The organism is Winogradskyella sp. ECml5-4, assembly GCF_036903175.1.
In the GTDB taxonomy this organism is placed as follows: Bacteria; Bacteroidota; Bacteroidia; order Flavobacteriales; family Flavobacteriaceae; genus Winogradskyella; species Winogradskyella damuponensis.
In genome coordinates this window covers 1-536 of record NZ_JAYJLF010000088.1, presented here as the reverse complement: position 1 = coordinate 536, position 536 = coordinate 1, and the positions used below count along the sequence as shown (strand labels likewise).

Below are 536 nucleotides of genomic sequence, written 5' to 3'. Positions count from 1 at the left end.
TTCCTGTCTCAGCGCTACAGGTTTGTGATGATGATACCGACGGTTTTGTAGGCTTTCCATTAAGTACAAAAGTATCAGAGCTATTAAATGGTCAGACAGGTATAGTTGTTTCTTTTCATGAAACTTTAGCAGGCGCAGAAGCAGAGCCTTCTACCGCAGAGATATTTGACGGTTATATAAATACGACCATGACTAGTCAGACAGTATTTGTACGTTTAGAAAATAGTACGACCAACTGTTATAATGTAAATACACTTCAGCTAGAGGTTATGGAAAATCCAATCGCCAATATCACAACACCTTTAGAAGTTTGTGATGATAATGCGGATGGTTTCGTTGAATTTGATTTGAGTGTCAAAGATGCCGAAGTTGTTGGTTCACAAACCGGCATGATGGTTAGTTACTATGCTACTCCAACAAATGCAGAATTAGGGGATAGTCCATTACCAACCAATTATACCAATACAACAGCAGGAGCACAAGAGATTTATGTTCGTATAGAGAATGGTACTTCAGGTTGTTACGACACCACAACT

Annotated in this window: 1 pseudogene; it reads left to right on the top strand. The window is 39.0% G+C overall.

Annotation, left to right across the window (positions count from 1 at the left end):
* Window positions 1-536, top strand: a pseudogene (locus VDP25_RS17765) (T9SS type B sorting domain-containing protein); the annotation flags it as partial.